This window comes from Aestuariibaculum suncheonense (assembly GCF_014596935.1).
Classification (GTDB): Bacteria; Bacteroidota; Bacteroidia; order Flavobacteriales; family Flavobacteriaceae; genus Aestuariibaculum; species Aestuariibaculum suncheonense.
On record NZ_JACVXC010000001.1, the window covers coordinates 825,585 to 849,863 of the forward strand.

Genomic DNA, 24,279 nt, shown 5'->3' on the forward strand with positions numbered 1-24,279 from the left:
TTAAATATTTAAGCGGGATTTTTTTTGCTCTGAACTTTTAAACTAAAATAAACTTTGTATATTTAGCTTAATCCTTGTAAAACATAAGTTATATGCCCTTTAAATCTTTTGTAGATTGTTTGTTGTTAGAAAAGCATTACTCGGCATTAACGGTTAAAGCCTATCAAACAGATTTGAGTGAATTCTTGGGATTCATTCAGTCTAATTACCAAATGAAGCATCTGGAAGAAGTTCATTACGGACAAATAAGAGCCTGGATTGTGACTTTGGTGGAAAATGGCTTATCAAACAGAAGTGTGAACCGAAAAATATCGTCTTTAAATTCCTACTATAAGTTTCTTCTTAAAACTGAATCGATAGCAATTAATCCGTTAGCGAAACATAAAGCATTAAAAACGCGCAAGAAAGTACAGATACCGTTTTCTGAAACAGAAATCGAGCAGGTACTAAAAGATTTTAATTTCGAAGATGATTTTGAAGGCATTCGAGATAAGCTAATTATAGAACTGTTTTACTCAACCGGAATACGTCGTATCGAATTAGTTCAGTTAAAAATGAATAATATCAATTTTAATAATAAAACGTTAAAAGTATTAGGTAAAAGAAATAAAGAACGTATCCTCCCGTTATTAGGTTCAGTATTAAAAACCTTGCAGCAGTATATAGAAGCGAGAAATACGCTAGATGTTGTGGTAGACGACGAAATTCTTTTTTTAACAAAAAAAGGTGCTAAAATATACGAAACACTTGTTTACAGAATAATAAATGATTATTTTAGTAAGGCATCTTCTAAGGTAAAAAAGAGTCCTCACATTCTAAGGCATTCTTTCGCAACACATTTACTAAATCAAGGTGCCGATTTAAATGCTGTAAAAGAGCTTCTCGGGCACACGAGTTTGGCGGCCACTCAGGTTTATACACACAATAGTATTGCCGAGTTAAAAAAAGTGCACGTTAATACGCACCCCAGAAGCAAAAAATAGTTTGAATTATTGTTTAACCAAAAAAACTAAATAGTATGAAAGTAAACACGCAATCCGTTAATTTTAATGCTGATAGAAAATTAATAGATTTTATCCAAAAGCGTATGGATAAATTAGATTTGTTTTATGACAAAGTCATTCAGTCTGATGTGTTTTTAAAAGTTGAAAATACGAGTGATAAAGAGAATAAAATATTTGAAGTTAAGCTAAGTGTTCCCGGTGATAGTTTCGTTGTGAAAAAGCAATGCAAAACCTTCGAAGAAGGGGCAGATACCGCTGCAGCCTCGTTAGAACGCCAGTTAAAAAAGCGAAAAGAGAAATTAAGAGCACATTTATGAAAATATTTTTCAAAAAATGTTTTGAATAATGAAATTTATATATACATTTGCAGTCCGTTAGAAATAGCGGACTTTTTTTGTGTGAAAAAAAGGTAAAATAAGCCGATATAGCTCAGCTGGCTAGAGCAGCTGATTTGTAATCAGCAGGTCGTGGGTTCGAGTCCCTCTATCGGCTCAAGTTCTTTAAAATAAAGTGAAATAAAAATAAGGTAAAATTGGGGAGATACTCAAGCGGCCAACGAGGGCAGACTGTAAATCTGCTGACTATGTCTTCGCAGGTTCGAATCCTGCTCTCCCCACATTTTTATTTTATATTTATCTAACAAAAAGAATTGTTAAATAATTGCGGGAGTAGCTCAGTTGGTAGAGCGTCAGCCTTCCAAGCTGAATGTCGCCGGTTCGAACCCGGTCTCCCGCTCTAATATTTAAGGCCGGTGTAGCTCAGGGGTAGAGCGTTTCCTTGGTAAGGAAGAGGTCACGAGTTCAAATCTCGTCATTGGCTCTATTTCAGAAGAAGAAAAATTAGAATACACTAATATTATTATATAACTAAGATTAAATTATTTAAAAAACATGGCAAAGGCAACTTTCGATCGTTCAAAACCACACTTAAATATTGGTACAATTGGACACGTAGATCACGGTAAAACAACTTTAACTGCTGCTATTACTAAAGTATTAGCTGATGCAGGTTTATCAGAAGCGAAATCATTTGACCAAATTGATAACGCTCCAGAAGAGAAAGAAAGAGGTATTACTATTAATACATCTCACGTAGAATATTCAACTGCAAAACGTCACTACGCACACGTTGACTGTCCAGGTCACGCCGATTACGTTAAGAACATGGTAACTGGTGCTGCTCAGATGGATGGTGCTATCTTAGTAGTTGCTGCAACTGATGGTCCAATGCCACAAACTCGTGAGCACATCTTATTAGGTCGTCAGGTAGGTATTCCACGTATCGTAGTATTCATGAATAAAGTGGATATGGTTGATGATGAGGAGTTATTAGAGTTAGTAGAGATGGAAGTTAGAGATTTATTATCTTTCTACGATTACGATGGAGATAATGGACCTGTAATCTCTGGTTCTGCATTAGGAGCTTTAAATGGTGAGCCAAAATGGGTTGACACTGTTATGGAGTTAATGAATGCTTGTGATGAGTGGATTGAAGAGCCATTACGTGATATGGATAAGCCTTTCTTAATGCCAATCGAGGACGTATTCTCTATTACTGGTCGTGGTACTGTAGCAACTGGTCGTATCGAAACAGGTGTTGCTAACACTGGAGATCCTGTAGAGATTATTGGTATGGGTGCTGAGAAGTTAACTTCTACTATCACTGGTATCGAGATGTTCCGTCAAATATTAGATAGAGGTGAAGCTGGAGATAACGCAGGTATCTTATTAAGAGGTATCGATAAAAACCAAATCTCAAGAGGTATGGTTATCGTTAAGCCAGGTTCTGTAACTCCACACAAACAATTCAAAGCTGAGGTTTATATCCTTAAGAAAGAAGAAGGTGGACGTCACACGCCATTCCACAACAACTACCGTCCACAGTTCTACGTACGTACAACTGACGTAACTGGTAACATTTCTTTACCAGAAGGAGTTGAGATGGTTATGCCAGGAGACAACTTAACTATCACTGTTGAATTAATTCAGCCAATCGCAATGAACGTAGGTTTACGTTTCGCGATCCGTGAAGGTGGTAGAACTGTAGGTGCTGGTCAGGTAACTGAGATTTTAGACTAATACAGTTTAATAAGAAACATAGTGTTAAGGTATTCTTAGAAATACGAATACCTTAACATATCTACGGGTTTAGCTCAGTTGGTAGAGCACTGGTCTCCAAAACCAGGTGTCGGGAGTTCGAGTCTCTCAACCCGTGCTATAAGGAACTTAATTTTAGGTTCCTTTCAATAAATAAGGATGTAAGAGTTTTAGGGAGCTTTTTAAAGCAAATAACTGAAATTTTAATCTGTTGAAAAAAAATATATAAATGGCTGGAATTGTAAATTACATAAAAGAATCATTTAGCGAACTTAAAAACAATGTAAGTTGGCCAACTTGGGCAGAAGCACAAAGTTTAACTGTTTTAGTGGCTGTGTTCTCTATCGTGTTTTCCTTAGCAATTTGGGGAGTTGATACCGTATTTAGTAAGTTTATGGCCTTTTATTTTCAATTGATTAACTAACGGGAAAACTGAAATTTTATGTCTGAGGTGAGTGAAAAAAAATGGTACGTTGTTAGAGCCGTAAGTGGTCAAGAGAATAAAATTAAAACCTATATCGAGAATGAAATCGCTCGTTTAGGAATGCAAGATTATGTTGATCAGGTATTGGTTCCTACAGAACGTGTTGTTCAAATAAGAAACGGAAAAAAGACACATAAAGAAAAAGTATTTTTTCCAGGCTATATTATGATTCAAGCCAACCTAACAGGAGAGATTCCTCACATCATCAGATCGGTTACAAACGTAATTGGTTTTTTAGGTGAAACAAAAGGAGGAGACCCTGTGCCATTAAGACAATCTGAAGTAAACAGAATGTTAGGTAAGGTGGATGAGTTATCTGTTGAAGAAACAGCAAACGTAGCAATTCCTTTTACAAAAGGAGAAACCGTAAAAGTTATCGATGGACCATTCAATGGTTTTGATGGAACGATCGAGAAAATAAATGAAGAAAAGCGTAAGCTTGAGGTAATGGTGAAGATATTTGGAAGAAAAACACCATTAGAGTTAAGCTATATGCAGGTTGAAAAAGTATAATAATTGTTACATACATAAAGGATAAACTTTTTGCTTCCAACTAGAAGTTTATCACACTAAATTATTAAAAATGGCAAAAGAATTAAGTAAAGTAGTTAAGTTACAAGTTCGGGGAGGTGCTGCGAATCCGTCGCCACCGGTTGGACCCGCTTTAGGTGCTGCTGGGGTTAACATCATGGAGTTCTGTAAGCAATTTAATGCTAGAACTCAGGATAAAGCTGGAAAAGTTTTACCTGTTGTTATCTCGGTTTATAAAGACAAGTCTTTCGACTTCGTCATTAAAACTCCTCCAGCTGCAGTACAATTATTAGAAGCGGCCAAATTAAAAAAAGGTTCGGGAGAACCAAACCGAAAAAAAGTAGCTAAAGTTTCATGGGATCAAATCAAAACTATAGCAGAAGATAAAATGCAAGATTTAAATGCGTTTACAATCGAATCTGCTATGAAAATGATTGCTGGAACAGCAAGATCAATGGGTATCACTGTAACAGGTCAATTCCCATCTTAATCTTTAAAAACATTAGAAAATGGCAAGATTAACAAGAAAGCAAAAAGAAGCTTTAGCAAAGATTGAAAAAGGGAGAGTTTACTCTCTTAACGAAGCATCAGAGTTAGTAAAAGAAATTACTAATACAAAATTTGACGCTTCAGTTGATATCGCTGTACGTTTAGGAGTTGATCCACGTAAAGCAAACCAGATGGTTAGAGGTGTAGTTTCATTACCTCACGGAACTGGTAAAGATATGAAAGTATTAGCATTAGTAACTCCAGATAAAGAAGCAGAAGCTAAAGAAGCTGGAGCAGATTACGTTGGTTTAGACGAGTACCTTGATAAAATCAAGAACGGATGGACTGACGTAGATGTTATCATCACTATGCCAAGTGTTATGGGTAAATTAGGTCCTTTAGGACGAGTATTAGGTCCTCGTGGTTTAATGCCTAACCCAAAAACTGGTACAGTAACTATGGACATCGCTAAAGCTGTAACAGAAGTTAAAGCTGGTAAAATTGACTTTAAAGTTGATAAAACTGGTATCGTTCACGCGGCAATAGGTAAAGCATCTTTTAGTGCTGATAAAATTGCTGGAAACGCAAATGAATTAATTCAAACATTAATAAAACTTAAGCCAACAACTGCTAAAGGTACATACGTTAAAAGTATTTTCCTATCTAGTACTATGAGTCCTAGTGTTGCTGTTGATCCTAAAGTTAGTTAATTAGTTAAATACTTTTATTATGACAAGAGAAGAAAAATCACAAGTAATTGAGGACTTAACTGCAGAACTAGCAAACAATGCAAATATCTATTTAGCAGATATTTCAGGATTAAACGCCGGAACTACCTCAGATTTTCGTCGAGCTGCTTTTAAAGCAAACGTGAAAATGGCAGTTGTTAAAAACACATTACTTGAAAAAGCAATGGAAGCTTCTGAAAGAGATTTCGAAAACCTTCCATCTGTTTTAAAAGGAAATACAATCGTAATGTATTCTGAAACAGGTAATGCGCCAGCTAAGTTAATTAAAAACTTCCGTAAGAAAGCTGAAAAACCTTTATTAAAAGGAGCATTTATTGAGGAAGCAGTATATATCGGTGACAACCAACTTGACGCCTTAGTAGACATCAAGTCTCGTGAGGAGTTATTAGGAGAGATTGTTGGATTACTTCAATCGCCTGCTAAGAACGTTGTGTCAGCACTTAAATCAAGTGGTGGAAAATTAGCCGGTATTATTAAAACACTATCTGAAAAAGAAGGATAGTATTTAGCATAGTACGCACTATATTACAATTATATTAAAATTAAAAATTTATTAAAAACGATAGAAAATGGCAGATTTAAAAGATTTCGCAGAACAATTAGTTAACTTAACAGTAAAAGAAGTAAACGAGTTAGCTACTATATTAAAAGATGAGTATGGTATCGAGCCTGCTGCTGCTGCAGTTGCAGTTGCTGCTGGACCTGCTGCAGGTGGTGATGATGCTGCTGAAGCTCAAACTGAGTTTGACGTAGTATTAAAATCAGCTGGTGCATCTAAATTAGCTGTTGTTAAATTAGTTAAAGAATTAACTGGTTTAGGATTAAAAGAAGCTAAAGAATTAGTTGACGGAGCTCCAAGTAACATTAAAGAAGGAGTTTCTAAAGACGAAGCAGAAGGCTTAAAAGCATCTTTAGAAGAAGCAGGAGCTGAGGTTGAGCTTAAGTAAGCTTAGCTTTTTCAAAACATAAAGGTTTAGGTCTGGAGGTTACCTTCAAGACCTAAACCATTTTGCGTATATAACATTTACATACGCCACAACTTTTATTATTTTTAATCATAATTCCGTCCATTGATGTTGTCAACACAAGCTGAAAGATTAAATTTCTCGTCTATTGTCAATAGAACAGAATACCCGGATTTCTTGGATATTCAGATAAAATCCTTCCAGGATTTTTTCCAGTTAGAAACTAAATCTGAAGAAAGAGGTGATGAAGGTTTATATAACACCTTCATGGAAAACTTTCCAATTACAGATTCACGTAATCAATTTGTTTTAGAATTTTTAGATTACTTCGTAGATCCACCACGATACGCTATAGATGAGTGTATAGAAAGAGGACTTACTTACAGCGTTCCGCTTAAAGCTAGATTAAAGTTATACTGTACAGACCCTGAACATGAAGATTTCGAAACCATTGTTCAAGATGTGTACTTAGGAACTATTCCTTACATGACACCAAGCGGTACTTTTGTAATTAACGGTGCAGAGCGTGTTGTAGTATCTCAGTTACACCGTTCACCAGGTGTATTCTTCGGACAATCTTTCCATGCCAATGGAACAAAGTTATATTCAGCCAGAGTAATTCCTTTTAAAGGGTCTTGGATTGAGTTTGCTACCGATATCAACCAGGTAATGTATGCTTATATTGACAGAAAGAAGAAGTTACCTGTAACAACATTATTTCGAGCAATCGGATTTGAGCGCGATAAGGATATCTTAGAGATATTCGATCTTGCAGAAGAAATTAAAGTATCTAAATCTGGATTAAAAAAATACCAAGGAAGAAAACTTGCAGCACGTGTTCTTAACACATGGCACGAGGATTTCGTTGATGAGGATACAGGAGAGGTAGTATCAATTGAGCGTAACGAGATTATCCTTGATCGTGATACTATTTTAGATAAAGACAACATAGAAGAAATTCTTGATGCAGACGTAAAAACTATTCTGTTACACAAAGAAAGTGCAGAACAAGGAGATTACGCCATCATTCACAATACATTACAAAAAGACCCGACAAACTCTGAAAAAGAGGCTGTTGAGCATATCTATAGACAATTACGTAACGCTGAACCGCCAGATGAGGAAACAGCACGTGGTATTATAGATAAATTATTCTTTAGTGACCAACGTTACTCTTTAGGTGAGGTAGGTCGTTACAGAATGAACAAAAAATTAGGTCTTGATATCGAAATGGATAAGCAGGTGCTTACCAAAGAAGATATCATTACCATCATTAAATATTTAATCGAGCTTATCAACTCTAAAGCTGAGATTGATGATATTGACCACTTATCTAACCGTCGTGTACGTACAGTAGGTGAGCAGTTATCTCAACAGTTTGGTGTTGGTTTAGCACGTATGGCACGTACTATTCGTGAGCGTATGAACGTTCGTGATAACGAGGTATTTACACCTATCGATTTGATTAATGCAAAAACATTATCATCGGTAATTAACTCGTTCTTCGGTACAAACCAGTTATCTCAGTTTATGGATCAAACCAATCCATTAGCAGAGATTACACACAAGCGTCGTCTATCGGCTCTTGGACCTGGAGGTCTTTCACGTGAAAGAGCAGGTTTCGAGGTACGTGACGTTCACTATACACACTATGGTCGTTTATGTCCGATTGAAACTCCAGAGGGACCAAACATTGGATTAATTTCGTCATTATCAGTGTACGCGAAGGTAAACTCAATGGGATTCATTGAAACGCCTTACCGTCCGGTTGATAATGGTGTTGTAGATATTAAAAACGATCCTATTTACTTAAGTGCTGAAGAGGAGGAAGGTAAATTAATCGCGCAGGCAACTGTAAAAGTAGATAACGACGGTAAAATATTACACGATAAGGTAATTGCTCGTATGGAGGGTGATTTCCCGGTAATCGAACCAGAACATATTCACTATACAGACGTTGCGCCTAACCAGATTTCATCTATTTCGGCTTCGTTAATTCCGTTCTTAGAGCATGATGATGCGAACCGTGCGTTGATGGGATCGAACATGATGCGTCAGGCAGTACCTTTATTATTACCTGAATCGCCAATTGTTGGAACTGGTTTAGAGCGTCAAGTAGCTACAGATTCTCGTGTATTAATTAATGCAGAAGGAAACGGAGAAGTACTTTATGTAGATGCTAACGAAATTCAAATACGTTACGAGCGTTCTGAAGATGAAGCTAAAGTAAGCTTCGACAGCGATGTTAAAACGTATCAATTAGTAAAATATAGAAAAACCAACCAAGGAACATCTATCAACCTTAAACCAATTGTAGTTAAAGGTGATAAAGTTAAGAAAGGTCAAGTTTTATGTGAAGGTTATGCGACACAAAAAGGAGAGCTTGCTTTAGGTAGAAACATGAAAGTTGCTTTCATGCCTTGGAAAGGATATAACTTTGAGGATGCGATTGTAATTTCTGAGCGTGTTGTACGTGAAGATATCTTTACATCTATCCACATCGATGAGTACTCTTTAGAGGTTAGAGACACAAAATTAGGAAACGAAGAGTTAACTAACGATATCCCTAACGTATCTGAAGAAGCGACTAAAGATTTAGATGAAAACGGAATGATTCGCATTGGGGCTGAAGTTAAGCCTGGCGACATCTTAATTGGTAAAATTACTCCAAAAGGAGAAAGCGATCCAACTCCGGAAGAGAAATTATTAAGAGCAATCTTCGGTGACAAAGCAGGAGATGTTAAAGATGCTTCATTAAAAGCATCTCCATCATTAAATGGTGTTGTAATCGACAAAAAATTATTCTCTAGAGCCGTTAAAGATAAACGTAAACGAGCTCAAGATAAAGATGATATCGTTGCATTAGAAGGTATTTATGATAGAAAATTCGAAGAATTAAAAGAAGTTTTAATCGAGAAATTATTCAACATCGTAAATGGTAAAACTGCTCAAGGTATTTATAACGATTTAGGAGAAGAAGTATTACCAAAAGGTAAGAAGTTCACTCTAAAAATGTTAAATGCTGTTGATGATTATGCGCATTTAGTGTCTGGAAAATGGACGACAGATGATCATACAAACCAATTAGTAGCAGATTTAATTCACAACTACAAGATTAAAGAAAACGACTTACAAGGATCTTTACGCCGTGAGAAGTTTACAATCTCTGTAGGGGACGAGTTACCATCAGGTATTATTAAATTAGCAAAAGTTTATATTGCTAAGAAACGTAAACTAAAAGTAGGTGATAAGATGGCAGGACGTCACGGTAATAAAGGTATCGTTGCACGTATCGTTCGCGAGGAAGATATGCCATTCTTAGAAGACGGAACACCTGTAGATATCGTTCTTAACCCACTTGGGGTACCATCTCGTATGAACATTGGACAGATTTATGAAACTGTACTTGGTTGGGCAGGTCAAAAATTAGGTCGTAAGTATGCGACTCCTATTTTCGACGGAGCAACTATCGATCAAATTAATGAGTTTACTGATGAAGCGGGTATTCCAAGATATGGTCATACTTACCTTTACGATGGAGGTACAGGAGATCGTTTCGACCAGCCAGCAACTGTAGGTGTTATCTATATGCTTAAGTTAGGTCACATGGTAGACGATAAGATGCACGCACGTTCTATTGGACCATACTCATTAATTACGCAACAGCCATTAGGAGGTAAAGCACAGTTTGGTGGTCAGCGTTTTGGTGAGATGGAGGTTTGGGCACTTGAAGCATATGGTGCATCAAGTACTTTAAGAGAAATCTTAACTGTAAAATCTGATGATGTAATTGGTAGAGCTAAAACTTACGAAGCAATCGTAAAAGGTGAACCAATGCCAGATCCTGGATTACCAGAATCTTTCAACGTATTAATGCACGAATTGAAAGGTCTAGGATTAGACATTAGATTAGAGGAATAATATACTGCATACCGCTTAAAGCAATTTAAGCGGTATGCTAAAAGTTTACAAATAATTCGATAGCACCATATATTATGGCAAGAAAACAAGATAAGAATACAGTAAAGAGATTTAACCAAATCTCAATTGGTTTAGCGTCACCAGAGTCTATTTTAGCGGAGTCTAGAGGTGAGGTTTTAAAACCTGAAACTATCAATTATCGAACTCATAAACCTGAAAGAGATGGTTTATTCTGTGAGCGTATCTTTGGTCCTGTAAAGGATTACGAGTGTGCTTGTGGTAAATATAAAAGAATTCGCTACAAAGGTATCGTTTGTGACCGTTGTGGTGTAGAAGTAACAGAAAAGAAAGTACGTCGTGATAGAGTTGGTCATATCAACTTAGTTGTGCCAATCGCTCACATTTGGTATTTCCGTTCGTTACCAAATAAAATAGGTTATTTATTAGGCTTACCATCTAAGAAATTAGATATGATTATTTACTACGAACGTTACGTAGTAATTCAGCCAGGTAACGCTAAAAACGAAGAAGGTGAACCATTACAAAAAATGGACTTCTTAACAGAAGAAGAATACTTAAACATTCTTGAGAGCCTTCCGCAGGATAACCAGTATTTAGATGATTCAGATCCAAACAAATTCTTAGCTAAAATGGGAGCTGAGTGTTTGATTGAATTATTAGCTAGAATTGATTTAGAATCATTATCATATGAATTACGTCATAAAGCCAATACAGAAACGTCTAAACAACGTAAAACTGAGGCTTTAAAACGTTTACAAGTTGTAGAATCGTTACGTGAGTCTAACAATAACAGAGAGAACCGTCCGGAGTGGATGATTATGAAAGTTATCCCTGTTATTCCACCAGAATTACGTCCGTTAGTGCCTTTAGATGGTGGTCGTTTCGCAACATCAGATTTAAATGATTTATACCGTCGTGTAATTATCCGTAACAACCGTCTTAAGAGGTTGGTTGAGATTAAAGCACCTGAGGTAATTTTACGTAATGAAAAACGTATGTTACAGGAATCTGTAGATTCGTTATTCGATAACACGCGTAAATCTTCAGCGGTAAAAACAGATTCTAACAGACCGTTAAAATCATTATCAGATTCGTTAAAAGGTAAACAAGGGCGTTTCCGTCAAAACTTACTTGGTAAACGTGTTGATTACTCGGCACGTTCGGTAATTGTTGTTGGACCTGAGTTAAAACTTTACGAGTGTGGTTTACCAAAAAATATGGCGGCTGAACTTTACAAGCCTTTCGTAATTAGAAAATTAATTGAAAGAGGTATTGTAAAAACAGTTAAGTCTGCTAAGAAAATTATTGACAAAAAAGAGCCTGTGGTTTGGGATATCTTGGAAAATGTTCTTAAAGGACATCCAGTATTACTAAACCGTGCTCCTACGTTACACCGTTTAGGTATTCAAGCGTTCCAACCTAAATTAATCGAAGGTAAAGCGATCCAGTTACACCCATTAGTTTGTACGGCGTTTAACGCGGATTTCGATGGTGACCAGATGGCGGTTCACTTACCATTAGGCCCAGAAGCTATTTTAGAGTGTCAGTTATTAATGTTGGCATCTCATAATATCTTAAATCCAGCGAACGGTTCACCGGTAACGGTACCTTCTCAAGACATGGTTCTTGGTCTTTATTATATGACTAAAGAACGTAAGTCAACTCCGGAAGTGCCAATTAAAGGTGAAGGCTTAACATTCTACGCACCTGAGGAAGTAGAGATTGCTTTCAACGAGAAGCGTGTAGACTTAAATGCAGGTATTAAAGTAAGAACTTTAGATATTAACGAAGACGGTAAGTTAGCTCCAACAATTATTCAAACAACTGTTGGTCGTGTATTATTTAACCAGCACGTGCCTCAGGCAGCAGGTTATATAAACCAGGTACTTACTAAAAAATCGTTAAGAGATATTATTGGTCAAATCCTTAAGTATACGTCAGTTCCTGAAACTGCAGATTTCTTAGATGCTATTAGAACATTAGGATTTAAGTTTGCATTCCAAGGAGGTCTGTCATTCAGTTTAGGAGATATTATTATCCCTGCTGAAAAACAAGGTATGATCGATAAAGCTAATGCTTTAGTTGAAGGTATTACAGGTAACTATAACATGGGACTTATTACCAACAACGAGCGTTACAACCAGGTGATTGATATCTGGACATCAACTAACGCGGAGTTAACCGAGTTGTCTATGAAACGTATTCGTGAAGACCAACAAGGATTTAACTCGGTATTTATGATGCTTGATTCTGGAGCTCGTGGATCTAAAGAACAGATTCGTCAGCTTACAGGTATGCGTGGATTAATGGCGAAACCTAAGAAATCGAATGCAGGTGGAGGAGAGATTATTGAAAACCCGATTCTTTCGAACTTTAAGGAAGGTCTTTCAATTTTAGAATACTTTATCTCTACGCACGGTGCTCGTAAAGGTCTTGCGGATACCGCTCTTAAAACAGCGGATGCGGGTTACTTAACACGTCGTTTAGTAGACGTTTCTCAAGATGTTATCATCAATTCTGAAGATTGTGGTACATTAAGAGGTGTCGAAGTAGAGCCATTAAAGAAAAATGATGAAATCGTTGAAACATTAGCAGAGCGTATCGTTGGACGTGTATCGTTAAACGATGTGTACCACCCATTAACAGATGAGTTATTGGTTGCTTCTGGTGATTTAATTGAAGATAATACAGCGAAAATTATCGGAGAATCTCCGTTAGAAAAAATCGAAGTTCGTTCTCCATTAAGTTGTGAGGCACTTCAAGGTATCTGTGCTAAGTGTTACGGTCGTAACCTTGCAACTGGTAAAATGGTACAACGTGGTGAAGCCGTAGGGGTTGTGGCAGCACAGTCTATTGGTGAGCCTGGTACACAGTTAACACTTCGTACGTTCCACGTAGGGGGTATTGCAGGTAACATTTCAGAGGAGAATAAATTAATCGTTAAGTTTAACGGTATTGCAGAAATCGAAGATTTAAAAACTGTAAAAGGTACCGACAATGAAGGAAACGAAGTTGATATTGTTATCTCTCGTACTAGTGAGGTTAAGTTAATTGATAAGAAAACAGGTATTACGTTAAGTACCAACAATATTCCTTACGGTTCTACATTAATGATCAAAAATGGTCAGGAGTTAGCTAAAGGAGATGTGGTGTGTACTTGGGATCCATATAACGGTGTAATTATTTCTGAATTCGCTGGTAAAGTAAGATATGAAAATATCGAACAAGGTGTTACTTATCAAGTTGAAATCGATGAGCAAACAGGTTTCCAAGAGAAAGTAATCTCTGAATCTAGAAATAAGAAGTTAATTCCAACACTTCACATTGAAGATTCTAAAGGTGAAACCATGCGTTCTTACAACTTACCGGTTGGTTCTCACTTAATGATTAATGATGGTGACAAGATTACGGTTGGTAAAGTATTAGTTAAGATTCCTCGTAAGTCTGCTAAGGCAGGGGATATTACTGGAGGTTTACCACGTGTAACCGAGTTGTTTGAAGCACGTAACCCATCGAATCCAGCTGTTGTAAGTGAAATTGATGGTGTGGTTTCTTTCGGTAAAATCAAACGTGGTAACCGTGAGATTGTTGTAGAATCTAAGTTAGGTGAAGTTAAGAAATACCTAGTTAAATTATCAAATCAGATTCTTGTTCAAGAAAATGATTACGTTAAAGCAGGTATGCCTTTATCAGATGGTTCTGTAACTCCGGAAGATATCTTAAATATTAAGGGACCTTCAGCTGTTCAACAATACCTAGTAAACGAAGTACAAGAGGTATACCGTTTACAAGGGGTGAAAATTAACGATAAACACTTCGAGGTTGTTGTTAGACAGATGATGCGTAAAGTACAGATTATTGATTCTGGAGATACTTTATTCTTAGAAGATCAGTTAGTTCATAAAGCAGATTTTATTCAAGAAAACGATGCGATTTTCGGATTGAAAGTTGTTGAAGATTCTGGAGATTCTACAAATCTTAAAAACGGACAGATTGTTACTGCTCGTCAGTTGAGAGATGAGAACTCATTACTAAGAAGAGAAGATAAGGCACTTGTATCGGCTAGAGATGCTAGACCGGCAACCGCTACGCCAATATTACAAGGTATTACGAGAGCGTCGTTACAAACGAAATCATTTATTTCAGCAGCGTCGTTCCAGGAAACTACTAAGGTACTTAACGAAGCAGCAGTAGCTGGTAAGATAGATAACTTAGAAGGCTTGAAAGAGAATGTAATTGTAGGACACAGAATTCCTGCAGGTACTGGTCTTCGTAAATACCAAGACATTATCGTTGGATCTAAAGAAGAGTTTGACGAAATGATGCAAGTAAAGCAAGAATTAAATTATAACTAATAAGATATCCTGCGAAGGCAGGTGTCTGTAAAATAAAAGCCTTCTTGTATGTATTACTTGAAGGCTTTTTAATTTTAAAACATATAACAATTATTATGGCTGACGAAAACGATAAACCGAAACAAGGACAAATTAATATTGAATTGGACGAGAAAGTTGCTGACGGGCAGTATTCAAATCTGGCAATCATCAACCATTCGGTATCTGAATTTGTTGTAGATTTTGTAAATATAATGCCGGGTGTTCCTAAGAGCAAGGTGAAATCGAGAATCATTTTAACACCGCAACACGCCAAACGCTTACTAAAAGCTTTAGCAGAAAATGTGTCTCGTTTTGAAAATGCCCATGGTGAAATTAAAGATTACGAGCAACCACCTATTCCATTAAATTTCGGGCCAACCGGACAAGCTTAAAAAATTTCATTGAATTTGAATTAGCTGTGACTTAAGATTGTTTGAAATGCATTAAATAACAATCTCCAATTCCATAAAATTTAGGACTAATAGGTCAAGCATAAATAAAAAAAGTCCCATTGAATCTCAATGGGACTTTTTTTCTGTTTAAACAGCTGTTTCTAAAACAGGCTTCTTTTTTACTTCAGCCTTTTTAATACTACTTAGTTTACGTTGATATTTTAGAGCACCTGACGGACAGCGGTTAACCTGTTTTATGATGCGTTCGGCATCACTGGCGTCTAAATCAATCCAAGGAATTATAGAGGTTCTAAAAACGTCTGATAACTCTTTTATACACTTCTCTGAGTGTATGCAAACATTCGGTTCATAAGTCACAGTAACTTCTGAGTTACTGAAAATATTAGCTTCTGTTTTCATAGGTTTTAGCAATTTTTTGGGGTATGAACGTGTTACAAAATTAATTAACTATAACGTTATAGTATAATTTATCTGATTAACGTGTTATATACCCGATAATATGCTGGTATTAAAGTTGTTGAATTATTATAATTGAGGTTTGTATTGTTCTAATTAAAATTCTGATGTAAAATGGAACTTAATACTCGGGTAGGTTTGCTGAGTCATTTGTAGCGAGAACGCCGAGTCTGCTAAGAATACCAATTGCCCTTGTTTGTCTTTAGCCAGATAACGTTGTTTTACGCGTAAAAATTCTTTGTATTCTTCACTTTTGTCATCTTCAGCTTCTACCCAACAGGCTTTGTGAACGTTTAGGTTTTCGTAAGAACATTTTGCGCCGTACTCATGCTCCAAACGGTACTGAATAACTTCGTACTGTAAAGCTCCAACGGTGCCAATGACTTTTCTTCCATTTAACTCTAAAGTGAATAACTGGGCAACCCCTTCATCCATTAACTGGTCGATACCCTTATATAATTGTTTAGATTTTAAAGGATCGGCATTGTTAATATATCTAAAGTGTTCTGGTGAGAAACTTGGGATTCCTTTGTAGTTTATAGTTTCACCTTCTGTTAAGGTATCACCAATTTTAAAGTTTCCTGTGTCGTGTAAACCAACAATATCACCAGGGTAGGAGATATCTACAATTTCTTTCTTTTCAGCAAAGAAGGCATTAGGACTCGAGAATTTTAATTTCTTCCCGTGTCTAACATGTAAATACGGTTTGTTTCTTTCAAATGTTCCTGAAACGATTTTAATAAAAGCCAGACGATCTCGGTGGTTAGGATCCATGTTTGCGTGTATTTTGAAAACAAATCCGGTAAAGTTTTTTTCATCCGGATTTATTAAGCGCTCTTCACTTTGTTTTGGTCTTGGTTTTGGTGCAATTTCTACGAAACAATCTAATAATTCGCGTACTCCAAAGTTATTTAATGCTGAACCAAAGAATACCGGCTGTTGATTTCCGTTTAAATATTCTTCTTTATCAAAATCAGGATAAATGCCGTCTACCAGTTCGATTTCATCACGTAAGGTATTAGCCGATTTTTCACCAACTAATTTATCTAAATCGGGAGACGATAAATCTGAAATTTCAATGGTTTCTTCAATGTTTCGTCTGCTATCACCACTAAACAAGTTAATGTTTTTCTCCCAAAGGTTATAAATACCTTTAAATTCGTAACCCATACCAATAGGAAAACTTAAAGGCACCACTTTTAAATTTAGTTTTTGTTCTACTTCATCCAGCAGGTCGAAAGCATCTTTACCTTCACGGTCTAATTTGTTTATGAATACAATCATTGGAATGTTTCGCATTCTACAAACTTCAACCAGTTTTTCGGTTTGTTCCTCGACCCCTTTTGCAACGTCTATAACTACAATAACACTATCTACAGCCGTAAGCGTTCTAAAAGTATCTTCAGCAAAGTCTTTGTGACCAGGCGTATCTAAAATGTTAATTTTAGTACCGTTATATTCAAAAGCCAATACCGAAGTTGCCACAGAGATACCACGTTGGCGCTCAATTTCCATAAAGTCACTCGTAGCCCCTTTTTTGATTTTGTTACTCTTCACAGCTCCAGCTTCCTGAATAGCACCACCAAAAAGAAGTAATTTTTCGGTTAAGGTCGTTTTACCGGCATCGGGATGCGAAATAATACCAAAGGTACGACGTCTGTTAATCTCTTTTTGAAAACTCATAATTATAATTTGCAAATGGGCTGCAAAGATACTATTAATAAATGCAAAAAATATAATGAATTTGATGTATTTATCATTTTTAAAAGTAGCCGAAAGTGGTAATGTTTTTTAATATTAGTGTAAGATTAAGGCTGTGTTAAAGAGAGGTGTTTAATATGTATTTCGTCGAAAAAAGTATTTTGATATTATATTATTTATTACTTTATGAGAAATAACATAAAAAATAGTTAGTTTTTTATGTTAAAATGTAGTGTTTTGTTGGATTAGTTTTAAAAACTTTAATTTCTCTCTAATAAAATTTTAAAACTGTTAGTAATATCTCAAAACACTTTTTTGAAGGACTTTTACAAGCTTTAAATATACATTAGATATTTATAAGTGCTTGTATTAAAAACTGTAAGATATAAATATGGAGAAACTTACTTTCTTTTTTTTTAGCGACAGCTATTCTGTTACAGTTAGGCTTAATTTTAAGTTTTCTGCCTAAATTTAGATTAAATAACGTATTAACATATATTAAGAAATTATATACATTATTAATTACTCCTAGCAAGGTTGCCAAACCCATTCCTTTCCGGCAATCTATTTCCAAAAACCCAAACCAAATTCAACCACAACTACCACGTCTGTTTATTTTAATTGAGCGGTCGTACAATTATTGCTTACGTAGTGATGTAAATCCATTAGTACGTTAAGGTATTTGAACTATCGGCACAAGTAATTGTCGGTAAATACGATTCTGATTACGATCTATGTTCATAATCGTAGAGTAAAGTTGGGTTAATAGTTAGTTGTTGCAGTGCCTTGCTTGAGTTTTCAAGCAGGGCATTGTGTTTTTTAAAAAGATGTTTTAAAGCATTAGTAAACCACATTCTATTTTGTACTTTTGTTACACTATGAAAGAAGAACAAGTCATTTTAGTCAATGAAAAAGATGAGCCTATTGGTTTAATGCCAAAAATGGAAGCTCACGAAAAAGCATTATTACATCGCGCATTTTCAGTGTTTATTTTTAACGATAAAAATGAACTGATGTTACAGCAGCGTGCCGCTCATAAGTACCATTCGCCTTTATTATGGACCAATACCTGTTGTAGCCATCAACGTGATGGCGAGTCTAATCTGGATGCAGGTAAACGCCGATTGCAGGAAGAAATGGGGTTTGTTGCAGAGCTTAAAGAAACGACTTCATTTATTTATAAAGCGCCTTTTGATAACGGGTTAACGGAGCATGAGTACGACCACGTTATGGTTGGGTATTATAACGATAGTCCCAATATTAATCCTGATGAGGTTGAAGCCTGGAAATGGATGTCGTTAGAAGCGGTTAAGGAAGATATGGCGCTGCAACCGGAAATTTATACCGAGTGGTTTAAAATTATTTTCGATAAATTTTATCAACACATTAATGTGACAAAGTAATGAGAGTAACGGTTAACAGAAAAGCTCATTTTAATGCCGCTCACAGACTTTTTAAAGAAGGTTGGAGCGACGAAAAAAACCTTGAGATTTTTGGGAAATGCAGTAACCCGAATTACCATGGACATAACTACGAATTAATAGTGAGTGTTACCGGTGAAATAGATGAAGAAACAGGGTTTGTAATGGATATGAAAATCTTAAAAGACATTATAAGAGAAGAGGTTGAAGAACCTTTAGATCATAAAAATTTAAATATAGAAGTTGAAGCGTTTAAAACTTTAAACCCAACCACCGAAAATATAGCAGTTTATATTTACAATCAAATAAAACCAAAACTTAATCAAGATTTAAGTCTCGAGGTTACCTTATACGAAACACCTCGAAACTTTGTAACGTATTCAGGAACTTAAACTATGAGTCAATTGTATCCATTAAAATTTAACCCAATTTTAAAAGATAAAATCTGGGGTGGTCAAAAATTAAAAACCGTATTAAATAAAACGTCCAACCTGCCTAACATTGGAGAAAGCTGGGAGATTAGCGATGTTGAAGGTGATACCTCTATTGTTTCCAACGGAAGCTTAAAAGGACAATCTTTAAAGGAATTATTAGAAACTTATAAAGGTGATTTAATAGGTGATAAGAACTATAAGGTTTTTCAAAATAAGTTTCCATTATTAATTAAGTTTATCGATGCTAAGGAAGATTTGTCCATTCAGTTGCACCCTAATGATGAATTAGCTGCTAAAAGGCATAATTCGTTCGGAAAGACCGAAATGTGGTATGTCTTTCAAGCCGATGAGGATTCGAATTTAATTGTTGGGTTCAATCAGGAGATGACACCTGAAAAATATCTTGAGCATTTAGAAAATAAAACGCTTACGAAAATCTTAAATTTCGATAAGGTTCAAACCGGAGACACGTATTTTATTGAAGTTGGTCGAGTACATGCCATAGGAGCAGGTGTAATGGTTGCTGAAATTCAGCAAACCAGTGATATCACGTATCGCGTTTACGACTGGGATCGCGTTGACGATCAAGGTAACGAACGTGAGTTACATAATGATTTAGCTATCGATGCAATTGATTTCGATATGCCAGATAATTTCAGAGTGACTTATGATAAAACGGAAAACATTTCTAATGAAATGGTAAGTTGCCCGTATTTTACAACAAGTTATTTAAAAGTGACCGAATCTTTGAAAAAGGAAAATAAAGAGGATTCTTTCTTGATTTATATGTGTGTTGAAGGTGATGCCGAAATTTCTGCAAATGGAGTTTCAGAAACCATTAAAAAAGGAGAGACGCTATTACTTCCGGCAGCCATTAAAAATTTCGAAATACATGCTAAAGACGCTACGCTTTTAGAAGTATATGTATAAAAACAAAAAAATCCCAAGTCATGCACTTGGGATTTTTATTTAGCAAGCCGTTTTACTTTCGTTAAACTGGACGTTATCTACAGGGAAATTAAATAATGCACTACAAATTCTCTCGTGATGATTTAAGGTGTTTTTAGGTTTTGTTACCAGAATATTTACCAGGTAGCCGTCAGCGGTTTGTTTTACTAACTGTGCTTGTATGGTAAGTTTATCTTTCACAAAAGCATTTTTATGCATTTTAAATTTATAATTGGTAAATTCAGGAACCTCCTGTAAATAAAATCCTTTAACAGGAATGGCAGCAATATGTTTTACTGTATCGTAAAGTGTGCTTGGTAATAAAAATCCGTTAGCGTTAGTTATTTTTTTTGTTACTGTAAAAGGTACGTTTGTATGTATGTTAGTGTTCATAATTTAAATTTTTAAGGGTACAACAATATCGGTATGAGTCTGTGGTGTCTAGGCATAAAACATAAGGCCTTGGCTGATAAATAATAAAACTTAATGGTAGACTGGACGTTTCGGGTAATGGATTTCATGGTTTTCATAATTCAAAAAATTTATGTTTATAAATGGATTTAAAATAAAAAAGGTGCTTTTTGAAAAAAAGCACCTTTTGTTGTTTATAGTTGTAATATTATGTTACATGTATTCAAGATGCTCACAGGATTGTTTAGATTTTAACATGGTAAAAGCGACCGCGTTCCACTGTTGTGAAATACGGGTACAAATTTGCTTATATGACATGTTTAATGTGTTCATCGGAGTAAATTTAAGGATAATTTTTTTATTATTAATTATTTAAATTAAAAATAAGTGATTTTTATTTAGGATTAATGTAATTTTGCGGCAAATAAAACACAATTTAATTATGGCAAATAAAAGAGACCTTAAGAAAGACATCAACTATGTATTAGGAGACATTATTGAGGCAGTTTATGTTTGGGAGTATGCTAATACAGATAAGGATACTAAAGAAAGTTCTGCTATTATAGACGAGGCTATTGCTACGTTTGATGAATTAATCGCAAAGGTAAACGAAAAGCCTGCTGATACTGCAAAGGCTCATTTTAAAGGAATTAAGAATGAGTTAGAAAGCAAAGGAAATGCATTGATTGAAAAAATTAATAAATTAAGTTAATTTTTTTTGACGGATTGTTTGCAGATTTAATTTAAGAGATTATATTTGCACCCGTCAAAAACGCCGATATAGCTCAGCTGGCTAGAGCAGCTGATTTGTAATCAGCAGGTCGTGGGTTCGAGTCCCTCTATCGGCTCTAAAGCTTCACAAAAGTGAAGCTTTTTTATTGACAAACTGGCATTCAAAGTTATTTTGTTAATTTTGAATGAATTGAAAATGCCGATGTAGCTCAGCTGGCTAGAGCAGCTGATTTGTAATCAGCAGGTCGTGGGTTCGAGTCCCTCCATCGGCTCTAAAAAGCTTCACTTAAAGTGAAGCTTTTTTTATTGGGATTTATTAATAATGATACTGTTAAATATTTTTATAATATAGAATAGTAAAGGTTAGACAAAAAAAGCCATTCAAATTTTTGAATGGCTTTTTTGTTTTTAACAGATTAAGGTTTTTTACTTTTCTGTAGCTTTAATTTTATCGATAAACTTTTGTAATTCCTTACCGTATTTCGAAGCTTTTACGTTTTCAGATAAAGAGTTATTAATGGTATCTAATAAATTTATTTTAGCATTGTAAATTTCAGATAAGGCTAAATAGGGAGCGACCTCGCTGTTTTTATTGTTCAAAGCGAAATTAACCGTAAATAAATAACGTCTTTTAATTAGGTTTTGAGACACCTTGTCGATGCTATCCAGTTTCTCCTGATTGTTTTCTTTTTTAGCTTCAAAACCAGCTTTAATTAAATCTAGGTTTTGGTAGTTAAGTCGGCTAATCATTTCATTATAATTTTCCAATACTTTTTGCTGTTCAGAGCCTTTAATTTTAGCATCAACAGCAAAGTTTTTAACGCTTGTGTTAATTTCAGTTATACCTTTATCGGCAAAGAAGGAGATTCTTTCGTTTTCAGCTGTGTTTTTGTTTAAATATAAGAAGAACATTTCTGGAGATTCAATAGCGCTGTGTAGCTCTAATTCTGAATTTCCATTTACTTCAACAGAGTCGATAGTAACCAATGCAGTATCCTGTATTTTCTTTAAATAAACCGTTCCTTTTTTTAATCCTTTAATGTTTGTTTTTACGACTAAGTCGTGTTGTTCTTTTCCGCAAGAAATGATTGATAATGCTAAGATTAAAAATGCAATTTTTTTCATGTATTAGTTTGTTTTTAGAATCGCAAATATGCTAATAAAATTGATAAATATTATGCAGCCGAAGCTAATTCCATCAAAATTGTACAGACAATTGCTGAAATGGTTCCAATGGCGTATCCGAAAACCGCTAGTAAAACGCCCACAGTTGCTAGTGACGGATGAAAAGCTGAAGCGACAATAGGGGCAGAGGCTGCTCCACCAACATTTGCCTGACTTCCTACAGCTAAAAAGAAATAAGGTGCTTTTATAAGTTTGGCAACTAATATTAGTAATCCGGCGTGAATACTCATCCAGACTAAACCGACAGCAATAAGACCGATGTTATCAAAAATTAATTTTAAATCCATTTTCATTCCGATGGAGGCTACAAGAATATAGATGAATACACTACCTATTTTACTGGCTCCGGCGCCTTCATAGTTTTTAGCCTTGGTATAGGAAAGCAGAATAGCTATAACAGTTGCTAAACTAATCATCCAGAAGAATTCTGAGTCTAAGAAGGTAAACATGTTTCTGATGGTAGCATTTTCAATAGATGAAACGATACTTCCAAAGAATGGCGCTAAATACTCAGCTAAAAAATGAGCCATACTTACGGTCCCGAAAGCAATAGAAAGCATAAGCATATAGTCTGTTAAAGTAGGATTCTTTTTAATGCTTTCAGTAAATTGAGACACCTTGTCTTTTAAGCTATCAATAGACGAGGTGTCGGCCTTTAACCACTTGTTAATTTTATCGCGTTTACCAATACCTATTAATAAAATGGCCATCCAGATATTCGCAACAACAATATCAACGAAAACCATTCCGCCGTAAAGTTTTTGGTTATATCCGTAAATTTCAAGCATGGCAGTTTGATTCGCACCACCACCAATCCAGCTACCAGCTAGAGTAGATAGTCCGCGCCATACGGCATCAGGTCCGGCACCACCAACGGTTTCTGGAGAAATTATAGAAATTAAAAGAATCGCTATAGGCCCGCCAATGATAATACCTACGGTTCCAGTGAAAAACATGATAAGGGCGCGCCAACCTAAGTTAAAAACGGCTTTTAAATCGATACTTAATGTCATTAATACGAGTGCAGCAGGTAGTAAAAACCGACTTGTAATAAAGTAAATGTTACTTTTATGTTTTACGACTTCCTGAGCTTCGTTTATCGTTTCCCATTCAGGTGAGATTAATCCTATAGAAGTTAATACAGCAGGAACCATATAGGCCATAAACAAGCCTGGAACAATTTTGTAAAATTTAGGCCAAAATCCTGAGGTTCTAGATTCCGTGTAAAAAACAAAACCCAGAGATAACATTAATAGTCCAAATGTAATGGTGTCGTTAGTAAATAAAGGTGAATTGTGCATTATTATATTTATATTTTGGTGGGGCAAATTAGTAATAATAAGTGAATTCGATGGGTATTTTAATAAGGAATTAAGAAGGTATAAGTGTAAGGTAGAGAAGGGAATAAAATATTTAAAAGATAAAGTACCCTTTGAAATTTAGTTTGGCACAGTAATTGGTTTCTTATTTACAGTTGCATTCATATAAAAGTTTATTGAGTGGTTACTTTAAGCTTTTGAATTGCATTTCATATTTTTGGTTGGTTAGTTAAAGAAAAAAGCATCCCATTTGGATGCTTTTTTTCATTGATTATCCATTATTAGAAAGGTCATGAGTTTCTTTTAATTCCAGATTTTCTACAAAATATTTAACATCTAAACGATGTATTTCGTCGATAAAATACTATTTTTAATCTACAAATGTTAAAATTTAATGCATTTCATCGAATATTAATGCTTTTTATCGTTGAGTAATGTTTAATAATTATATATTTGAAGTGTACTAAATAATATACTTTTTAGTTCAATGGATTAATTAATTAATATTTGCATTATGTTGTTATTAAGGAAACCCTAAATCTACATCGTAATATAAAAGCAAATTAGAAAAGACCGAGTTTGAGGGAACTCGGTTTTTTTGTTTTCCATAGTTTGAGATAGCT

At 35.3% G+C, this 24,279-nt stretch carries 21 protein-coding genes and 7 tRNA genes; 23 read left to right on the top strand and 5 right to left on the bottom strand.

Translation table 11 applies throughout. From position 1 onward, the window contains the following. The first annotated feature begins 92 nt into the window (after positions 1-92). The 17 genes from ICJ84_RS03700 to ICJ84_RS03780 all read left to right on the top strand — a co-directional run bounded on the left by ICJ84_RS03700 (position 93) and on the right by ICJ84_RS03780 (position 15,028). The gene (locus ICJ84_RS03700; protein WP_188215003.1) at positions 93-983 is read left to right on the top strand and encodes a tyrosine-type recombinase/integrase; all 891 of its coding nucleotides are present in this window, start codon (positions 93-95) and stop codon (positions 981-983) included. Between the two features lie 35 nt (positions 984-1,018). Further along, positions 1,019-1,321, top strand: coding sequence for a ribosome hibernation-promoting factor, HPF/YfiA family (gene hpf / locus ICJ84_RS03705; protein ID WP_188215004.1), 303 nt, complete (start codon positions 1,019-1,021; stop codon positions 1,319-1,321). A 101-nt stretch (positions 1,322-1,422) separates the two neighbouring features. Continuing rightward, positions 1,423-1,496: transfer RNA gene (locus tag ICJ84_RS03710), tRNA-Thr, on the top strand. A 42-nt stretch (positions 1,497-1,538) separates the two neighbouring features. Continuing rightward, a tRNA-Tyr gene (locus tag ICJ84_RS03715) sits at positions 1,539-1,620 on the top strand. Positions 1,621-1,666: 46 nt separating this feature from the next. Further along, positions 1,667-1,739: transfer RNA gene (locus tag ICJ84_RS03720), tRNA-Gly, on the top strand. A 12-nt stretch (positions 1,740-1,751) separates the two neighbouring features. Next, a tRNA-Thr gene (locus ICJ84_RS03725) sits at positions 1,752-1,823 on the top strand. Between the two features lie 71 nt (positions 1,824-1,894). Next, complete coding sequence (tuf, locus tag ICJ84_RS03730; protein ID WP_188215005.1) at positions 1,895-3,082, top strand: elongation factor Tu; 1,188 nt, start codon at positions 1,895-1,897, stop codon at positions 3,080-3,082. A 63-nt stretch (positions 3,083-3,145) separates the two neighbouring features. Next, positions 3,146-3,218 (top strand) — tRNA-Trp (locus ICJ84_RS03735). Positions 3,219-3,329: 111 nt separating this feature from the next. Continuing rightward, positions 3,330-3,524: a preprotein translocase subunit SecE gene (secE, locus tag ICJ84_RS03740; RefSeq protein ID WP_188215006.1), complete on the top strand. Its 195-nt coding sequence runs from the start codon at positions 3,330-3,332 to the stop codon at positions 3,522-3,524. Positions 3,525-3,542: 18 nt separating this feature from the next. Beyond that, a complete protein-coding gene (gene nusG / locus ICJ84_RS03745; RefSeq protein ID WP_188215007.1) occupies positions 3,543-4,097 on the top strand; it encodes a transcription termination/antitermination protein NusG in 555 nt (184 codons plus the stop codon). 70 nt (positions 4,098-4,167) lie between these two features. After that, on the top strand, positions 4,168-4,605 hold the full coding sequence (rplK, locus tag ICJ84_RS03750) for a 50S ribosomal protein L11 (RefSeq protein ID WP_188215008.1): 438 nt from the start codon (positions 4,168-4,170) through the stop codon (positions 4,603-4,605). A 19-nt stretch (positions 4,606-4,624) separates the two neighbouring features. Further along, positions 4,625-5,314: a 50S ribosomal protein L1 gene (gene rplA, locus ICJ84_RS03755; RefSeq protein WP_188215009.1), complete on the top strand. Its 690-nt coding sequence runs from the start codon at positions 4,625-4,627 to the stop codon at positions 5,312-5,314. A 19-nt stretch (positions 5,315-5,333) separates the two neighbouring features. Beyond that, entirely contained in the window at positions 5,334-5,855 is a 522-nt protein-coding gene (gene rplJ / locus ICJ84_RS03760) for a 50S ribosomal protein L10 (RefSeq protein ID WP_188215010.1), read from the top strand. Between the two features lie 67 nt (positions 5,856-5,922). Further along, positions 5,923-6,300, top strand: a complete 378-nt coding sequence (gene rplL / locus ICJ84_RS03765) for a 50S ribosomal protein L7/L12 (protein ID WP_188215011.1) — start codon at positions 5,923-5,925, stop codon at positions 6,298-6,300. 126 nt (positions 6,301-6,426) lie between these two features. Continuing rightward, on the top strand, positions 6,427-10,239 hold the full coding sequence (gene rpoB / locus ICJ84_RS03770) for a DNA-directed RNA polymerase subunit beta (protein WP_188215012.1): 3,813 nt from the start codon (positions 6,427-6,429) through the stop codon (positions 10,237-10,239). A gap of 74 nt (positions 10,240-10,313) precedes the next feature. Beyond that, positions 10,314-14,615, top strand: coding sequence for a DNA-directed RNA polymerase subunit beta' (gene rpoC / locus ICJ84_RS03775; protein ID WP_188215013.1), 4,302 nt, complete (start codon positions 10,314-10,316; stop codon positions 14,613-14,615). A 95-nt stretch (positions 14,616-14,710) separates the two neighbouring features. After that, positions 14,711-15,028: a DUF3467 domain-containing protein gene (locus ICJ84_RS03780; RefSeq protein WP_188215014.1), complete on the top strand. Its 318-nt coding sequence runs from the start codon at positions 14,711-14,713 to the stop codon at positions 15,026-15,028. 147 nt (positions 15,029-15,175) lie between these two features. Here ICJ84_RS03780 and ICJ84_RS03785 read toward each other — a convergent pair whose 3' ends face one another. Together ICJ84_RS03785 and ICJ84_RS03790 are read right to left on the bottom strand one after the other, a co-directional pair. Then, the gene (locus tag ICJ84_RS03785) at positions 15,176-15,448 is read right to left on the bottom strand and encodes a (4Fe-4S)-binding protein (RefSeq protein WP_188215015.1); all 273 of its coding nucleotides are present in this window, start codon (positions 15,446-15,448) and stop codon (positions 15,176-15,178) included. 153 nt (positions 15,449-15,601) lie between these two features. Then, a complete protein-coding gene (locus ICJ84_RS03790; protein WP_188215016.1) occupies positions 15,602-17,188 on the bottom strand; it encodes a peptide chain release factor 3 in 1,587 nt (528 codons plus the stop codon). A gap of 896 nt (positions 17,189-18,084) precedes the next feature. Here ICJ84_RS03790 and idi point away from each other — a divergent pair. Genes idi through ICJ84_RS03805 form a run of 3 tightly spaced genes read left to right on the top strand, consistent with a single transcriptional unit; the run spans position 18,085 to position 19,991 of the window. Further along, complete coding sequence (idi, locus tag ICJ84_RS03795) at positions 18,085-18,609, top strand: isopentenyl-diphosphate Delta-isomerase (RefSeq protein WP_188215017.1); 525 nt, start codon at positions 18,085-18,087, stop codon at positions 18,607-18,609. Next, positions 18,609-19,019, top strand: a complete 411-nt coding sequence (locus ICJ84_RS03800; protein WP_188215018.1) for a 6-pyruvoyl trahydropterin synthase family protein — start codon at positions 18,609-18,611, stop codon at positions 19,017-19,019. Before idi ends, ICJ84_RS03800 begins: the two co-directional genes overlap by 1 nt. A gap of 3 nt (positions 19,020-19,022) precedes the next feature. Next, on the top strand, positions 19,023-19,991 hold the full coding sequence (locus ICJ84_RS03805) for a type I phosphomannose isomerase catalytic subunit (protein ID WP_188215019.1): 969 nt from the start codon (positions 19,023-19,025) through the stop codon (positions 19,989-19,991). A gap of 39 nt (positions 19,992-20,030) precedes the next feature. On the opposite strand, the gene ICJ84_RS03810 is transcribed toward ICJ84_RS03805, so the two are convergent. Continuing rightward, positions 20,031-20,402: a hypothetical protein gene (locus ICJ84_RS03810; RefSeq protein WP_188215020.1), complete on the bottom strand. Its 372-nt coding sequence runs from the start codon at positions 20,400-20,402 to the stop codon at positions 20,031-20,033. A 460-nt stretch (positions 20,403-20,862) separates the two neighbouring features. Between ICJ84_RS03810 and ICJ84_RS03815 the strand changes: the two genes are divergently transcribed. The 3 genes from ICJ84_RS03815 (at position 20,863) to ICJ84_RS03825 (ending at position 21,424) form a co-directional block, all read left to right on the top strand. After that, on the top strand, positions 20,863-21,132 hold the full coding sequence (locus ICJ84_RS03815; protein ID WP_188215021.1) for a hypothetical protein: 270 nt from the start codon (positions 20,863-20,865) through the stop codon (positions 21,130-21,132). A 62-nt stretch (positions 21,133-21,194) separates the two neighbouring features. Further along, positions 21,195-21,268: transfer RNA gene (locus tag ICJ84_RS03820), tRNA-Thr, on the top strand. Between the two features lie 82 nt (positions 21,269-21,350). Next, positions 21,351-21,424 (top strand) — tRNA-Thr (locus tag ICJ84_RS03825). Positions 21,425-21,578: 154 nt separating this feature from the next. Here ICJ84_RS03825 and ICJ84_RS03830 read toward each other — a convergent pair. Together ICJ84_RS03830 and ICJ84_RS03835 are read right to left on the bottom strand one after the other, a co-directional pair. Beyond that, positions 21,579-22,277, bottom strand: a complete 699-nt coding sequence (locus ICJ84_RS03830) for a DUF4369 domain-containing protein (protein WP_188215022.1) — start codon at positions 22,275-22,277, stop codon at positions 21,579-21,581. A gap of 50 nt (positions 22,278-22,327) precedes the next feature. Continuing rightward, positions 22,328-23,638: a DUF819 family protein gene (locus ICJ84_RS03835; protein ID WP_188215023.1), complete on the bottom strand. Its 1,311-nt coding sequence runs from the start codon at positions 23,636-23,638 to the stop codon at positions 22,328-22,330. Positions 23,639-24,279 lie beyond the last annotated feature (641 nt).